Below are 366 nucleotides of genomic sequence, written 5' to 3' on the forward strand. Positions count from 1 at the left end.
CCAGTCTGCCACTCTGACGGCCAGTCACCAGCCTCCTCACCCCCACCCTTGCTGCCAGCCCGGGCCGTCAGGCCCGCAATCGGGCCGCGCGAAGCATGGCACGCCCAGTGACGCGAAGCGTCACCGGTGACCGGAGCGCAAGCGGAGGCCACCAGCCGGCCGAAGGGCCGGCCCACGCCCCGCAACGCGGGGCGTGCCGCTCCCGAAGCGCAGCGCAGGGAGCGGTAACGAGACTGCGCAGCAGGCTCGTTGAGCGGGGAGCGCAGCGAGCCGCTTTCCGCTCACGCGGAGCGGGAGCGGAACACCCGCGCGCAGCGCGGGTGTTCGCTGGCTCCGGGCGCAGCCCGGAGGGACCCGCTCCGCGGG

This window comes from Streptomyces sp. NPDC048192, from assembly GCF_043202415.1.
Lineage (GTDB): Bacteria > Actinomycetota > Actinomycetes > Streptomycetales > Streptomycetaceae > Streptomyces.